The organism is Streptomyces sp. cf386 (genome assembly GCF_900103585.1).
GTDB lineage: Bacteria > Actinomycetota > Actinomycetes > Streptomycetales > Streptomycetaceae > Streptomyces.
In genome coordinates this window covers 67,778-82,337 of the sequence record NZ_FNHV01000020.1, presented here as the reverse complement: position 1 = coordinate 82,337, position 14,560 = coordinate 67,778, and the positions used below count along the sequence as shown (strand labels likewise).

Sequence of the window (14,560 nt, the reverse complement as noted above, 5' to 3'; positions counted from 1 at the left end):
CCGCATGTTGCCGCGGTCGTCGATGGCCAGGCCGGGACGAAGGAGGCAGTTGCGTGATCGGGGAACTGCTTCCGGACTCTGTCGTGGCCGTTGAGAACTACGGCAACCACGCGCCCGTCGCGGTGCGGTACCCGCAGGGGGAGGCGTTCCTCGGTCGGGCGGCCGGCAAGCGCCGCACCGGGATTTCACGGCGGTCCGCTCTTGCGCCCGCCGCGCCATGGACGGGCTCGGCGTGCCGCCGCAGCCCGTTCTACCCGGTGAACGTGGCGCTCCACGATGGCCGCCCGGCGTGATCGGCAGCATGACGCACTGCGATGGCTACTGCGCCGCCACTTGGCAACCCAGAGCCGCCACCTCGCCAGCCGAGGGCGCGTAACTACGTACAGGGCGGGCAACCGGGGCACAGCGACTGGTATCCGCCCTTTCCTCTACAGCCACCTCACTCAACAAGCCGCACACCAGGCCGTCGACACCATCGACCACACCCTCACCACACCAGGACAGACCACCGTCCGCCCACCACGCCGGCCTCCATGGCTGCGACCACCACACCCCGGACGCACGAAAGGCCGCCCTCCCATGGATGAGAGAACGGCCTCCGACCTGCATCAAAGCTGGTCGGGACGACAGGATTTGAACCTGCGACCCCTTGACCCCCAGTCAAGTGCGCTACCAAGCTGCGCCACGTCCCGGTGCGTCTCACACGGTGAACCGCGTGATCATGCAGGTCAACCCTACCTCATACGCACCCGGCCCCGATCTGCTCCACCCCTTGACCCATAATTGCCGTCACCTATAATTGCCTAACTCAATCGAATCGCTGTCGGCCAGGCCCACGGGCCACGACCGAACGGAGCCACATGTCCCTCCTGGCCCGGCCCACGGTGGCCGCCTTCCTCGCCAAGGCCATGCAACGGGTGACCGTCATGGCGGACCGCCGCTCCGGCGGCCGTGGCTCCGCCTCCGCCTCGCATGCCCGGTTCCCCGAATACCCGCGCAAGGCAAGGGAGTTGACGATCCCCACGTCGATTGCCCCGGCCCGGGCCACCGTGTACCTGCCCGCGAGCGATGAGCCCGCTCCCCCGGTGCACGTCAACTTCCACGGCGGCGGCTACGTCATGACACTGACCGAACTGGACGACCCGCTGTGCCGGTTCCTCGCCGCAGAGGCGGGGACGGTCGTGATCAACGTGGACTACGTCGTCGCGCCGCAGCATCCTTTCCCAGCGCCGCCCCGGCAGGCGTACGAGATCGTCCGGTGGGTCGCGGAACACGGCGCCGAGGAGGGCTGGGACGGCGGGCGGCTCACCGTGGGCGGGCAGAGCGCGGGCGGCGGGCTGGCGGCGGCCGTGGCGCGGCAGGCGCTGGAGGAGGGCGGGCCCTCGATCGCGCTCCAAGTGCTGCACTATCCGCCCCTCGACCTGGCCACGAACGCCCGGGACAAGCGCGCCGCCATCGCCAGGCCGATGCTGCGGCCCTGGATGGCCGACGTCTTCGACACGTCGTACGTCCCCGATGTCCGGCAGCGACTCGACCGGCTCGTCTCCCCCGCGCACCCCGAGGACACCGCGGATCTGAAGGGCATCGCCCCGGCCCTGCTGGTCACCGCCGAGTACGACCTGCTCCGCGCCGAGGGCGAGCGCTATGCCCAGCGGCTTCGGGAGGCCGGCGCACTGGTCGAGCACCATGACGTGCGCGGCGCCGATCACGGGTACGACGGGCAGGACGACGAGAAGGCTCGGGAGGCCTACGCGATCATCGCCCGGCATCTGCGCGAGGCCACCGACAGTCGGCTGCCCTGAGAACCCGGGCCGCCGAACCGCCGATCCCCGGAAGGCGCCAAGAGGCCCGTCCACCCCACCGATTGGCGAGCGCGCACCCCGTCACTGCTCGTCCGGGCTTGCCGCACCCACACTCACCGAGACCGGCGGGGCGGTCGAGTACATGTCCGCCGAGGGGCCGGAAGGCCGACCCGTCGGTCCTGGCGTCGTGATGGTCCTGGTGCCCTTTCCCGGGCTCCCGGACCTCCCCGCGGCGAATCCCGCCATCAGCAGGGCCACGGCCACCACCACCCACCACGGCAGGTGGGCGGTGGCCATGTACCCGACGACGGCCACCAACGCGAGAAGTGCCGTCATATCCCTGATCCCCCTTAACTTTTCCACTCCCCTGCCCCGGGCGCACCGAGGATCGCCCGCGTCACAGCAGGCATATGACGCAACAATACGCGAGACCGTCGTATAACCCAGTTCGGCTCATCGGTACATATGACGGACGCCAATCGGTCTGTATGCAGCGCACGTTCAGCACGTGCTCAGCACACACTGAGTGCGCACTCAGCACGCACTCAGTGCGCACCGATCAGCTCCTGCTCACTGCCACTGCGATCCGCCCGCTTCCCGCCGCGCAACGCCGCCACCCCGATGAAGACCATCGACGACAGGCCGGCGAGGGCGAAGGCCGTGAAGCCCCAGTCCCCCTGGTTCGCGGCGAGCAACTGGCCGCCGAGCCACGGGCCGAAGACGGCGCCGAAGCGGCCCATGCCCGAGGTCCAGCCGACGGCGGTGGCGCGGTTCTCGGGGCGGGAGCGGATCGAGACCGTCGCGTAGATCATGGTCTGGGCGCTGTTCAGGAACACCCCGGTCAGGAACACCACCGTGAAGGTGAGCGCCAGCGGCATGTGGACGCTGAGCAGGAAGACCCCGGCGGCGGTCAGCGCGAACCAGATCGCCGAGATCCGAGGAGCGCCGAAGCGATCGGAGGCGCGTCCGGCGACCAGCATCCCGACGATGCCGCCGAGGTTGAACAGCACCACGAAGGTCAGCGCCGAGCCGAGGTTGTAGCCCTCGCTGCGCATCAGGGTGGGCAGCCAGGTGGCGACGCCGTAGACGAGGAGCAGACCGCCGAAGGAGGCCAGCCAGTACAGCAGGGTCTGGGTCCACTCGCCGGCTCGGAACAGGTTGGCCAGGGAGTGCCAACGGTCGGAGCCCGCCGGCTTGTCGGCCGGGGCGGCGGGCAGTTCGACGTCGTAGCGTCGGGCCAGCTCACCGGCCTCCTCGCTGCGGCCCTTGGCGACCAGGAAGCTCAGCGACTCGGGCATGAGCCCGGCGAGCACCGGCACGAAGAGCAGCGGGAGCACACAGAACCAGAACGCGGCCCGCCAGCCGAGGGGTTCGACGACCCACAGGGCGACGTAGGCGGAGAGGATGCCGCCCGCGTGGTGGGCGGTCATCAGCATGCCGATGGTGAGGGCGCCGCGGCCTCGTGGGGCGTAGTCGGAGACCATGCTGATCGCGGTGGGCAGCAGGCCGCCGAGGCCGATTCCGGCGAGGGTACGGCCGAGGCCGAACACCGCGACGCTGCCCGCCAGGGCGCACAGCCCGGAGGCCAGCGAGAAGAGCGTGACACAGGCGACCATCAGCTTCTTGCGGCCGACCCGGTCGGCTACGGTCCCGGCGGTCAGGGCGCCGACCAGCATGCCGAAGGTCGCGTAACTGCCCAGGTCACCGGCCTGGTCGGGAGTGATCCCCAGGGCCTTCTGCTCCAGCATGTGGGGCAGCACCGAGCCGTAGATGAACATGTCCAGGCCGTCGAAGAGGACGGCCAGCCAGCACAGGCCGACGGCGAGTACGGCGAGCCTGCCGCCGCGGGTGAAGCGAGCGACCCGAGCGAATGGGGAGGGGGAGGAGGACATCTTCGTTTTCCTCTCGTGCGTTTGTGCGCCAGACGCTAAGGAGCCCATCCCTGATCTCGTCAACAGTTTTGTCAACAATCTCAGCGACAATCCAAGGAGTCCAGGGCGGTCCAGGGATGGCCTTCTCCGGGCGTCCGGAAGGTGGGGGCGGGGCGCGTCAGGCGACCGGCGGTGTTCCGTGCGTGTGGAAGGACTCGATCGTCTTCAGGCCCCACGCCTGCCCCTTGGCCCGTTCGGCCTCGGTCCAGGTGATCAGCGGCCAGTCCGGGGCCAGCACGAGGCGCGTGAGCGGGTTGCACAGCTCGATGCGATGGCCGCCGGGCTCGTAGACGTACAGGAAGAACGTCTGCTGGATGGCGTGCTTGTGCGGGCCCGTCTCGATGAACACGCCGGTGTCGACGGCCAGGTCGGCGGCGCGCAGGATGTCCTCGCGGGTGTCCGTCGCGAAGGCGATGTGGTGCAGCCGGCCGGTGGAGCCGGTCCAGTCCGAGGTGTAGACGACGTCGTACGACTTGTCGGTGAAGGTCAGCCAACGGGCCGCGATCTTCCCGGAGTTCAGCTGGATCTGCTCGGTGGGCCGGGCTCCCAGCACCCCCTCCTGGAACTCCGCGTTGGCGAGCACGTCGGCGGCGAGGAAGTTGACGTGGTCCAGGCGCCGCACTCCCACGCCCCGGTCGGGCTTGGCCTGCGGCTGGTTCTTCAGCGCCGGCCGGAGGTGGTCCGGTGCCTGGTAGTACTCGCTCTCCCAGTACAGGGCGTGCTCGTGCCCGTCGGGGTCGGTGGTGAGGTACAGCTCGCCGATGCCGGGCTCGTCCTCGACCCACTTGCCGGAGCCGCCCGCCGCCTCGACGGCCTTGATACGGCGGTGAAGCGCCTCCTCGCTGGAGGTGCGCAGGGCGAGCCTGCCGAGGCCCGGTCGGTCGCGGGCGGTGAGCACCAGGCTGTGGTGCTCGTAGTCGTCGAAGGTCCGCAGGTAGACGGTGTCGCCTTCTTGGCCGTTGACGGTGAGCCCGAGATAGTCGGTGAAGAAGGCGACGCTGGCGTCCAGGTCCGGGGTGAACAGCTGGGCGTGGCCGATGTGGGCGATGTCGCCGAGCGGCGGGGTCATCGGGGGCCTCCGGGGAGTTGTGCGGGGAGTGGGGCCGGCTCGGCGGGCCGGGGGAAGACGGTGCCGTCGAAGATCTTGCGGGCCGTGCGGACGACGGCGGTGCGGTGGGCTGCGGGAGGGCCGTCGGGGGTGGTGGTGAGGCTGCTTTCGATGTCCATGAATCCCGTGGGGTGTTCGATGCGGATCCGGTCGCCCCGGACGGGCAGCTGGGCGAGTTCCGCACCGACTCCGCCCTTGATGCGCAGTCCGGCGGCGACGCTCGCCGCGCCGAGCACGCCGATCGACGTGTGGCAGCGGACCGGGATGAAGGTGCGGGTGGTGACCGCGCCGCCGTTCCGGGGCGGGGCGAGGAGGGTGAGCTTCGGGACCGTCGTGTCCGACACATCGCCCAGGCCCATCAACCGGCCTGCCGCCAGCCGGATTTCGCGGAGACGGTCGGCGAGCGCACGGTCCTCCTCCAGGTCCCTCGGGGTCTCATGGCCAGTGATCCGCAGGGAGGTCGCGGCGATCAGTACGGTCGGCATGCCGTTGTCCACGCAGGTCACCGCGATACCGTCGATCACGTCCCGTGGGTTGCCGGTGGGCAGCAACTTCCCCGCACCGGCCGGGAACTCGATCACCACCGGAGCCGCCGTGCCGGGCACGCCCGAGATCTCGGCGTGCCCGGTGTAGTCGACGCGGCCGTCCGGGGTCGGGAAGGTCGCCGTGGCGAAGTCACCGGTGTTGACCATGCGGATGCGTACGGAGGTCCGCTCCTCCCCCGCCGGGACGAGGCCGCGTTCGACGGCGAAGGGTCCCACGCCCGCGAGGATGTTGCCGCAGTTCTGACGGTCACTCACTTCGCCTGCACCGACCGCCACTTGAAGAAAGAGGTAGTCGACATCGGCTTTCGGGTCCGACGAGGCCGAGACCACCGCGACCTTGCTGGTGAGCGGGTGGGCGCCGCCCAGGCCGTCGATCTGCCGTTCGTCGGGGCTGCCCATCACGCGCAGCAACAGGTCGTCGCGCAGGACCGGTTCGGCGGGGAGGTCCTCGGCGAGGAAGTAGGCGCCCTTGGAGGTGCCGCCGCGCATCAGCATGCAGCGGAGCTCCGCGGGCCGCGTCACGACCCGGCCTCCTCGCGCACATAGTCGTCGTAGGACTTGTAGGTCACACCGAGCCGCACCAGCGTCTCCCGCAACCCATAGCGGTCCAGGCCGAGTTGGCCGTCGAGGAACGCGGCGCGGGTGGCGGCCTCCTTGGCCTCGCGTGCCTCGGACTTCGCGACCGTCTCGCGGGCCCGCTCACGGGGGACGACCACGACACCGTCGTCGTCGGCGAGGATCACGTCGCCGGGGCGGATCACCTGGCCGTCGATGGCGATCGGCACGTTGACCGAGCCGCCGGTGGCCTTGACGGTGCCTTGCGAGGAGACCGCACGGGACCAGGCGGCGAAACCCGACTCCCGCAGCTCCTGGGTGTCGCGGATGCCCGTATTGAGGACGACTCCGCGCACCCCGCGCTGCTTCAGGGCGGTCGCGAACAGCTCGCCGAACAGTCCGTCCATGCACGGTGAGGTGGTGGTGACGACCAGGAGGTCGCCCTCGCCGCACTGCTCCACGGCCGCGTGGATCATGAGGTTGTCGCCGGGCCAGCCGAGCACCGTCACGGCCGTGCCCGCGACTCGTACGCCTTGTTGGATGGGGCGGATCCCCGGGCCCAGCAAGCCCGTTCGTCCCATCGCCTCGCTCACCGTCGCCACACCGAAGCCGGCCAGCGCGTCGACGTCCTTCAGCTCCGCCTTGGGCGGGTCGGTGACGATCACGCCGCTCATGCCAGCTCCTTCGCGATCTGCGGGAAGGGGCGCATGAACGCCTCGGCCATGGTCTTGTGGGCCAGCCCCAGGTTGGGTCCGGCGTTGCGCTTGAGCTGGACTCCGCGGCGTACCGCGAGGTCGGTGTAGTAGTCCCACAGGTGCTGCTGGGCGCCGAGGCACTCCATGGCCTTGCGCTTGGTCTCCCACACCTCGGTGATGTCGAGCAGGACCTCGGGCCTGAAGCCGCTCATCTCGGGCTGGTGCGGCTCGAAGTAGAAGACCGGCGGGGCTCCGATGATGTCGCCGGCGCCCGGGTAGCCGATGGCCTGGGCGAGGATCCGGGCTTCGAGGCCCATCCGGTTGGCCGCCGGGTGGTCGCCGTTGTACGGGTCCTCGGTGGGGTGGGTGAGGACGACGTCCGGCTGGGTCTCGCGGTAGACCGCCACGAGCCGGTCGGTCAGCTCGGCGCCGACGACCAGCGGGTAGTCGCCGGCGTCGAAGAAGCGGACCTCGGCGCCGAGGGTGGCGGCGGCACGCTCGGCCTCGTCCCGGCGTATCGCCTTGATCTCGTCGAGCTTCTTCCCCTCGCGCCAGGCCTTGGCGGACTCGCCGCGCTCGCCGAAGGTCAGGCAGGCGATGGTGACCTTCTCGCCCCGGGAGGCGGCCAGGGCGATGGCTCCGCCCGCCCGCCACACGAAGTCCCCGGCGTGCGCGGTGATCACGAGGGTCGAGCGTGGTGGTACGCCGGGCGCGTTGGCGTGCGTCATTGCTGGTTCTCCTTGAGTGACAGGTGTGCGCCCGCCTCGTACGGTCACTCGCGCGGCGCCGCGTACGGCTCAGCCGCGCAGCGCCTCGATCACGCTGGTGAGGTGGGCGCGGACGGCCGCCTCGGCCGCCTGCGGGTCCCTGGCCCTGATCGCCTCGATCATCGCCAGATGCTCGTTCAGGGAGTGCTGCGGACGCCCCGGCCTCAGCGCCAACTGGAAGCGGTGGCGCACCAGTTGTGCGTTGAGCCGCTCCAGCAGTTCCAGGGCCGTACGCTGGCCGGAGAACTCCTGGATCCTGGCGTGCAGTTCCTGGTTGAGCTCGGAGTACGTCATCGGCTCGCCGTCGGCCACGGCCTTGGTCATCGCCGTGCCCAGATCCGCGAGTCGGGTCAGCTGCTCGTCGCTGGCGGCGACGGCTGCCTTGGCCGCGCAGAGCCCTTCCAGGACCATGCGGCACTCGGTGATGGCGACCGCTTCCTCCACGCTCACCACCCGCACCCGCGAACCGCGGTTGCGGATCCGCTCGACCAGGCCCTGGGCCTCCAGGTCGATGAGTGCCGCGCGGATGCTGGCCCGTGTCACACCGAACTGCTCGGCGAGTTCGTTCTCCACCAGCCGCTGCGCCGGTGCCATCTCGCCGTGCAGGATCGCCTGCCGCAGCTGCGCGAGCGCGTGCTGCTTGGCCTGCTCCCCGGTGCTCGGACGGGCTTCTTTCGGCATGTGCCCTCCCTGAGTGAGTGCCTGTCGAACGTAAATCTAGCCAAACAGAATTGTCAACAATTTTGTCGGCTGAATCTCCGCAGGAGCGGACGGGGGCATACCCCTCACCCACGCGAAAGCCGCTCGCTCCCCGCCAGGTCGGCAGGGAGCGAGCGGCTCGTGACCGTGTCGCCGTCAGCCGATCTTCAGCTGGTCCGTGCCGTGCCCGATGTGCGCGACCACGAGCCCGGTTCCGGACACCTCCGCGTACTCGGCGGTGTGATAGCGCAGGACATCGCCCGCCTGCGCGCCCTGCCGGGCCTCGACCGTCCAGCGCAGCTCGTGGAAGAAGAACCAGTCGTCGAACTGCTGGGCGACGACCTCGATCTCGCGGACGGTGTAGTAGGCGTAGAAGTCCTCGAGGTGGGAGCGCAGCTCGTCCTTGGTGTGCAGTTCCACCAGGGTGCCGGTGTGCGCCACATAGTCCCGGACCCCGGTCTGGATCTCGGGGTGCGCCAGCTCGACGATCGTGTCGACGTCCCCGGCGCGGTACGCGTCGAGAAGCCTCCCGTGCAGCCCCGCCACGGCGAACCGGCTCGCCAGCACCCCGTCGGCCGCGTCGCCCGGCAGGACGCTCTGCTGGGTCCGGCCCCAGAAGAGCTCCCCGGTGATGCCCTCGGAGCCCATGGTCGGGAACAGCGTGATGACCGGACGTTCGCTCTCCTCACCGGTCGCCTTCGCCCGTCCGCGCCCCACCCCGCTGACGAAGCTGTACCAGGACGCGTGCAGTTCGAAGACGGGACGGATGGACACCACCGCGGAGAAGCGGTGCATGCTGCGATAGGTGGCGGCGATCTCGTCGTACGTCGTGACGATGCGCTGCGTGGGGAGTTCCTTGCCCTCCTCCACGCTGGGGCTGATGGTGTAGGCGTACGGTCCGCTGGGGGCCAGTGTCGCCAGGATGTCGTCGACCACGTCGACGTACTCGGCCTCCACATGCCGCCACGTCGTCGCCGCGGAACTCACCCGCAGATCCGACGTGCTGAGCAGTTCCTCGGTCTTCGCCCGGTCCTTCACGGTCGTCTCTCCTCGCCCGATGTTCCGTGGAGCGGCCGCCCCACCGGGGCACATCGAAGCGAACGCGCCCGACCTCTCCCGGACAGCCGACTGACATCAACCGGACGTGGCGTACCTCACATGAGATCGGTGGTCGCGGGAGCCGCCGTCGTTCCCCGGATCTCCAGTGCCGGAACCGCGAGATGGACCTCGCCCGCTCCCCCGCCGCCCTCGAACCGGTCGAGCAGACAGCGGGCCGCCCGGCGGCCGACCTCGTGGCTGGTGTTGTCGACCGTGGTGAGCCACACGTGGCGCAGGCGGGCGATGCTCGTGTTGTCGTAGCCGACGACGGACAGGTCACGCGGGACGCGCAACCCCAACTCCTCAGCGGCGGAGAGCGCGCCGATGGCGGCGATGTCGTTGACGGCGAAGACGGCCGTGGGCCGCTCGGGGCGGCTGAGCAGCCGGACGGTGGTGCGGTAACCGCCCTCCTCGGTCATGTCGCTGGCCTCGACCACCGCCTCGTCCGCGAGGCCGTGCTCCCGCAACGTCGCCTCGAAGCTCCGCCGGCGCAGTTCGCCCACCGCCCCGTAGCCCGCGATGTGCGCGATGCGCCGGTGCCCGAGGCCGATGAGGTGCTCGGCGACCAGGCGGGCGCCCCGCTCGTCGTCGCCCGCCACGACGTCGACGCCGGGCGGTACCGGCTCACGGGCGGCGGCCACCACGACCGGCATCCGCTCGACCACCGTGCCGAGCGCGGCCGGGTCGGGCAGCGTGCCGACCACGACCAGGCCGTCGACCCGCAGGTCCAGCAGTGGGCCCGCCGGGTCCTGGCCGCTGCGGCGGTTGAGGCGGGCGTCGGCGAGCAGCATGTGCAGGCCGTTGTCGTGCAGCAGCGAGTTGAGGCCGTCGAGCATGTCGACGAACCAGGGATTGCGCAGGTCGTTCAGAAGGACGCCCACCGTGCGGGTGCGCCGCTCGCTGAGGCTGCGCGCGGCGGTGTTGGGCCGGTAGCCGAGCTCGCGCACGGCCCGCAGGACGGCGTCCCGTTTCTCCGGGCGCACCTGGTCGGAGCCGCGCAGCACCAGCGAGACCAGCGACTTGGAGACGCCGGCCCGGTCGGCCACGTCGCGGATCGTCGGCGGTCTCATGGGATGGACCGTTCCATGGCCCTGTGGGGCTTGTCAAAGAGTTGACATCGAGCGGATACGGCCTCCAGTGTGGCCTGGACAGGAAATGGACCGGTCCAAAGAGGGGCTGTCATGGTGGATTCGCTCGGTGTCGCCGTCGTCGGGTTCGGCTGGATGGGCCGGGTGCACACCCAGGCGTACGCCCGCCTCCCGCACCACTTCCCGCACCTGCCCCTGCGTCCGCGGCTGGTGACGGTCGCCGAGGAGGTGCCGGGCCGGGCCGAGGAGGCCGCCGCGCAGTTCGGGTTCGATGCCACCACCCGTGACTGGCGTGCGGTCGCCGCCGACCCGCGCGTGCAGGCCGTCTCCATCACCGCCCCGAACTTCCTGCACCGCGAGATCGGCGTCGCGATGGCCGAGGCCGGCAAGCACATCTGGATCGAGAAGCCGGTGGGCCTGACGGCCGGCGACGCCCGGGCGGTCGCCGACGCCGTCGCCAAGGCCGGCGTCCAGGGCGCGGTCGGCTTCAACTACCGCAACGCGCCCGCCGTCGAGGCCGCCCGCGAGCTGATCGCCTCCGGTGAGATCGGCACCGTCACCCACGTCCGCGTCCGCCTCTTCAGCGACTACGCCGCCCACCCCGACGGCGCCCTGACCTGGCGCTACGAGAAGGAGCGCGGCGGCAGCGGCGTACTGGGCGACCTCGCGTCCCACGGCGCCGACCTGGCCCGGTACCTGCTCGGCGACATCACCTCCCTGACCGCCGACACGGCCGTCTTCATCCCCGAGCGTGCCCGCCCCACCGGCGCCACCGCCGGCCACAGCCTGGCCACCGGCGGCGAACTCGGCCCGGTCGAGAACGAGGACTACGTCAACTGCCTGCTGCGCTTCGCCTCGGGCGCCCGCGGTGTCCTGGAGGCCTGCCGGGTCTCGGTCGGCGAGCAGAACAACTACGGCTTCGAGGTGCACGGCACCAAGGGCGCCGTCTTCTGGGACTTCCGCCGTATGAACGAACTCGGCGTCAGCCGCGGCACCAGCTACCAGGACCAGCCCGTCAGCACGGTCTACGTCGGCCCCGGCGACGGCGAGTTCGGTGCCTTCCAGCCGGGCGCGGCGAACGCCATGGGCTACGACGACCTCAAGGTCATCGAGGCCCACCGCTTCCTGCGCTCGATCGCCGAGGGCGTCCCGCACGGGGCCACCCTCCAGGACGCCGTGCGCAGCGCCGCCGTACTGGACGCGATGGTGCGGTCGGCGCAGAGCGGCGCGTGGGTGGAGGTGGACGCGGGGGTGTGACGGTGGGCGTCAACGCGCCCGGCCCGCCCGCAGGCCCAGGGCCACCTTGATCGGGGCCATCGCGAGCCAGAGCCACATGGCTGCGGTGGCGCCGACGCCCAGGGCGAGCGGGATGCTGGCGAGGAACACCACCACCGTCACCGCGAGGTCGAGCGCGAAGAACCGGAAGCCCTCGGCCGGCTTCGCCTCGCTGCGCAGCCAGGGACGCCGCATCAGGACGAGGAGCAGCGCGAGATGGGCGGCGCCGAGTGCGGCGACCGCCGCCGCGTAGATGGCGACCGACTCGGGCTCTCCGCCGTACTCGGAGAGAAGCTTGGTGGGGAAGGGCACGAGGGCCGCGATGCTCAGCCCCATGAGGGACAGCGTGATCACCTGCCCGTCGATCTCCCGGACGAAGCCGAAGATCCGCCGGTGTTCACGCCAGAAGGCGCCGAGCACCAACACGCTGAGCGCGTATCCACCGAGATTCGGGATCAGTTCGTGCAGGGCGTCGTCGTACCTGTCCGAACCCAGTCCCCGTGGCACATAGAAGTCCAGCACGAGCAGCGTGAGTGCGATGGCGAACACACCGTCGGCGAGCGCCACCAACCGTTCGGGCCCGCCGTCCGGTTTCGATTTCCACATCCCACGACGGTAGGGAGCCGGGCGCGCCGAGCGGGCGTACACGCCAGTGGCGGGTCCTCGATCGTCACCCGATGGGCGTGGGCATGTTGTACGGGGTCACCACCTGGATCGCCGACGGCAGGGTGGGCCCCGCGGGCGGCAGCGCGCCGTGGGCGCGCATGACGATGTGGCAGGCCTCGCGCATGTCCTGGCGCAGGTCGTGGTGGAGTACGGCGGACAGCCGGTGCTCGCGCAGCAGTCGGGTGTTGTCGTGGTCGAGGTCGTGCGCGACGAACACCGCGCATTCGCGGCCGAGGTCCTCGAAGGCCCGCAGTGTGGCGATGTTGCCGCCGCCGATCGAGTAGACCGCGCGGATCCCCGGGTCGCGCTCCAGCGCGGCCCGCACCAGATCGTACTGCGTGGCGTCCAGGCCCTGTCCCCCGGCCAGTTCGACGAGGGTGCGCTCGGGGTGCCGGGCGCGCATCGCGCTGCGGAACCCCATCTCGCGCTCCTCCTCATTGCGGAAGAAGCCGCTGCTGAGGCTGGTGAGGACGTGGCCGGGGCGGTCGCCGAGCCACTGGCCCATGAGGTACGCGGCCGTCGCCCCGGCGGCCCGGTTGTCGATGCCGACGTAGGCGAGGCGCTGTGTGGACGGCAGGTCGGTCACCAGGGTCACCACCGGTATGCCCGCCTCCGCGAGCCGCGCGACGGCCGCGGTGACCTCGGGGACGTCCGGCGCCTTGAGGATCACGCCCTGCGAACCGCGCCGGGCGATCCGGTCCAGGGTCCGCGTCAGCTCCTCCACCGGCCCGGTCTCCCGGAAATGGAAGCGCGAGCGCACGACGGCCGGGTGCAGACCCGGCAGCTCGGCCTCCAGAGCGGCCCGCACGGCGGTGGAGAACCGCTCCGGCGTCTGCATCACGATGTCGATCATGAAGGTACGGCCCACCAGCCGGACCTGGGTGCGCTGCCGGTCCAGATCGGCGATGGCCTGCTGGACCTCCCGCGCGGTGCTCTCGCGGACCCCTCCCCTGCCGTTCAGGACCCGGTCGACCGTGGCCTCGCTGAGGCCCGCCTGACGTGCGATCTCCCGGATCGGGAAAGGGTGGCCCATGAGGTTGCTCCCGGAGCTGGTTCTGAGGGGTTTTTGATGGCCGCCTGCTGGTTGTTCGACGGGATTGTCATGACAAGAATGACAGCACCGAGTCGCCCCTGTCACCGAGAGGACGCCGATGTCCTACACCTCCGTGCAACGTCGTGCGTGGCTGTCCGAGCAGGACTGCGACCTCGCCGCCTTCCGTGAACTCGTCGAGCGGGGCACCGACCTCGCCGACTACCCGTACGCCTCCGCCGTGGAGCGGGGTGTCCTCGTCTACGACAGCGACCGCCTGCGCAAGGCCGAGGACCCGCGTGCGGTGCGGGCCGAACTGGTCCGCGCCCTCACCGACGGCCCCGGCATCGTGGTCTTCCAGGCCGCTTTCACCGACCTCGACGTCGTCGACCGGCTCAGCTCCGTGTTCGACGCCCTGATCGCCGAGCAGCGCGCCACGGGCGCGAGCGGCGGGGACCATTTCGCCAAGCCGGGCGCCAACGACCGGGTCTGGAACGCGCTGGAGAAGGCCGCGCTCTACGACCCAGAGGCGTTCGCCGACTACTACGCCAACGACATCCTGGCGCTCGTCTCGGCCGCCTGGCTCGGCCCCGGCTACCAGGTGACCTCGCAGGTCAACGTGGTCAACCCCGGCGGCGCCGCCCAGACCGTGCACCGCGACTACCACCTGGGCTTCCTCACCAACGAGGTCGCGGCCGCCTACCCGGCCCACGTCCACGTCCTCTCCCCCGTGCTCACCCTCCAGGGCGCCGTCGCGCACTGCGACATGCCGGTGGAGTCGGGGCCGACGATGTACCTGCCGTACTCGCAGACGTACGAGCCCGGTTACCTGGCCTGGCGACTGCCCGAGTTCCAGGCGTACTTCGAGGCGCACCACATCCAGCTCCCCCTCGCCAAGGGCGACGCGGCCTTCTTCAACCCGGCGCTGTTCCACGCGGCCGGCACCAACCGGTCGGCGGACATCCGGCGCATGGCGAACCTGCTCCAGGTGTCCTCCGCGTTCGGGCGGGCGATGGAGACGGTGGACCGCGAGGCGGTGGCCAACGCTGTCTACCCCGTGCTGCTGGACCGCCGGAGCGACGGCGTGGACGAGGCGTGGTCGGAACATGTGATCGCCGCGAGCGCCGAGGGGTACCCCTTCCCCACGAACCTCGACAGCGATCCGCCGGTGGACGGGCTGGCCCCGCCCTCGCAGGCGGACCTCGTACGGCGCGCGCTGCGCGAGGCATGGACTCCCGAGGCTCTGCGGAACGAGCTGCGGGCCGGCGCCGAGCGGCGCCTGAGCTGAAAGGACCCGGAAC

14 protein-coding genes, 1 tRNA gene and 1 pseudogene are annotated in these 14,560 nt (G+C 70.6%); 4 read left to right on the top strand and 12 right to left on the bottom strand.

Going from position 1 to position 14,560, the window contains the following annotated elements; all coding sequences use genetic code 11:
* Positions 1 to 53 precede the first annotated feature (53 nt).
* Positions 54 to 331, top strand: a pseudogene (locus BLU79_RS37770) (4'-phosphopantetheinyl transferase); the annotation flags it as partial.
* Between the two features lie 284 nt (positions 332 to 615).
* Here the strand turns inward: BLU79_RS37770 and BLU79_RS37765 are convergent.
* Positions 616 to 692 (bottom strand) — tRNA-Pro (locus BLU79_RS37765).
* A 168-nt stretch (positions 693 to 860) separates the two neighbouring features.
* On the opposite strand from BLU79_RS37765, the gene BLU79_RS37760 reads away from it, so the two are divergent.
* Positions 861 to 1,802, top strand: coding sequence for an alpha/beta hydrolase (locus BLU79_RS37760; RefSeq protein ID WP_093910528.1), 942 nt, complete (start codon positions 861 to 863; stop codon positions 1,800 to 1,802).
* A gap of 81 nt (positions 1,803 to 1,883) precedes the next feature.
* Here BLU79_RS37760 and BLU79_RS37755 read toward each other — a convergent pair whose 3' ends face one another.
* The 9 genes from BLU79_RS37755 to BLU79_RS37715 all read right to left on the bottom strand — a co-directional run bounded on the left by BLU79_RS37755 (position 1,884) and on the right by BLU79_RS37715 (position 10,270).
* Positions 1,884 to 2,138, bottom strand: coding sequence for a hypothetical protein (locus BLU79_RS37755; RefSeq protein WP_093910527.1), 255 nt, complete (start codon positions 2,136 to 2,138; stop codon positions 1,884 to 1,886).
* Between the two features lie 209 nt (positions 2,139 to 2,347).
* Positions 2,348 to 3,694, bottom strand: coding sequence for an MFS transporter (locus BLU79_RS37750; RefSeq protein WP_093910526.1), 1,347 nt, complete (start codon positions 3,692 to 3,694; stop codon positions 2,348 to 2,350).
* A gap of 157 nt (positions 3,695 to 3,851) precedes the next feature.
* Complete coding sequence (locus BLU79_RS37745) at positions 3,852 to 4,802, bottom strand: VOC family protein (protein ID WP_093910525.1); 951 nt, start codon at positions 4,800 to 4,802, stop codon at positions 3,852 to 3,854.
* Positions 4,799 to 5,908, bottom strand: coding sequence for a 4-oxalomesaconate tautomerase (locus BLU79_RS37740; protein ID WP_256333615.1), 1,110 nt, complete (start codon positions 5,906 to 5,908; stop codon positions 4,799 to 4,801). Before BLU79_RS37740 ends, BLU79_RS37745 begins: the two co-directional genes overlap by 4 nt.
* The gene (locus BLU79_RS37735; protein ID WP_093910524.1) at positions 5,905 to 6,615 is read right to left on the bottom strand and encodes a 4-carboxy-4-hydroxy-2-oxoadipate aldolase/oxaloacetate decarboxylase; all 711 of its coding nucleotides are present in this window, start codon (positions 6,613 to 6,615) and stop codon (positions 5,905 to 5,907) included. The genes BLU79_RS37740 and BLU79_RS37735 overlap by 4 nt, the downstream gene beginning before the upstream one ends.
* Entirely contained in the window at positions 6,612 to 7,364 is a 753-nt protein-coding gene (locus BLU79_RS37730; protein WP_093910523.1) for a PIG-L deacetylase family protein, read from the bottom strand. The genes BLU79_RS37735 and BLU79_RS37730 overlap by 4 nt, the downstream gene beginning before the upstream one ends.
* A 69-nt stretch (positions 7,365 to 7,433) precedes the next feature.
* Positions 7,434 to 8,084: a GntR family transcriptional regulator gene (locus tag BLU79_RS37725; protein ID WP_093910522.1), complete on the bottom strand. Its 651-nt coding sequence runs from the start codon at positions 8,082 to 8,084 to the stop codon at positions 7,434 to 7,436.
* Positions 8,085 to 8,258: 174 nt separating this feature from the next.
* Positions 8,259 to 9,140, bottom strand: coding sequence for a nuclear transport factor 2 family protein (locus tag BLU79_RS37720; protein ID WP_093910521.1), 882 nt, complete (start codon positions 9,138 to 9,140; stop codon positions 8,259 to 8,261).
* A 116-nt stretch (positions 9,141 to 9,256) separates the two neighbouring features.
* Entirely contained in the window at positions 9,257 to 10,270 is a 1,014-nt protein-coding gene (locus BLU79_RS37715; RefSeq protein WP_093910520.1) for a LacI family DNA-binding transcriptional regulator, read from the bottom strand.
* A gap of 111 nt (positions 10,271 to 10,381) precedes the next feature.
* On the opposite strand from BLU79_RS37715, the gene BLU79_RS37710 reads away from it, so the two are divergent.
* A complete protein-coding gene (locus BLU79_RS37710; RefSeq protein WP_093910519.1) occupies positions 10,382 to 11,545 on the top strand; it encodes a Gfo/Idh/MocA family protein in 1,164 nt (387 codons plus the stop codon).
* 9 nt (positions 11,546 to 11,554) lie between these two features.
* Here the strand turns inward: BLU79_RS37710 and BLU79_RS37705 are convergent, their stop codons facing one another.
* The gene (locus BLU79_RS37705; RefSeq protein ID WP_177001332.1) at positions 11,555 to 12,169 is read right to left on the bottom strand and encodes a TMEM175 family protein; all 615 of its coding nucleotides are present in this window, start codon (positions 12,167 to 12,169) and stop codon (positions 11,555 to 11,557) included.
* 64 nt (positions 12,170 to 12,233) lie between these two features.
* Positions 12,234 to 13,262, bottom strand: coding sequence for a LacI family DNA-binding transcriptional regulator (locus BLU79_RS37700; protein WP_093910517.1), 1,029 nt, complete (start codon positions 13,260 to 13,262; stop codon positions 12,234 to 12,236).
* A gap of 118 nt (positions 13,263 to 13,380) precedes the next feature.
* Here BLU79_RS37700 and BLU79_RS37695 point away from each other — a divergent pair, with 118 nt between their 5' ends.
* On the top strand, positions 13,381 to 14,547 hold the full coding sequence (locus tag BLU79_RS37695; protein WP_093910516.1) for a phytanoyl-CoA dioxygenase family protein: 1,167 nt from the start codon (positions 13,381 to 13,383) through the stop codon (positions 14,545 to 14,547).
* The last annotated feature ends 13 nt before the right edge of the window (positions 14,548 to 14,560 follow it).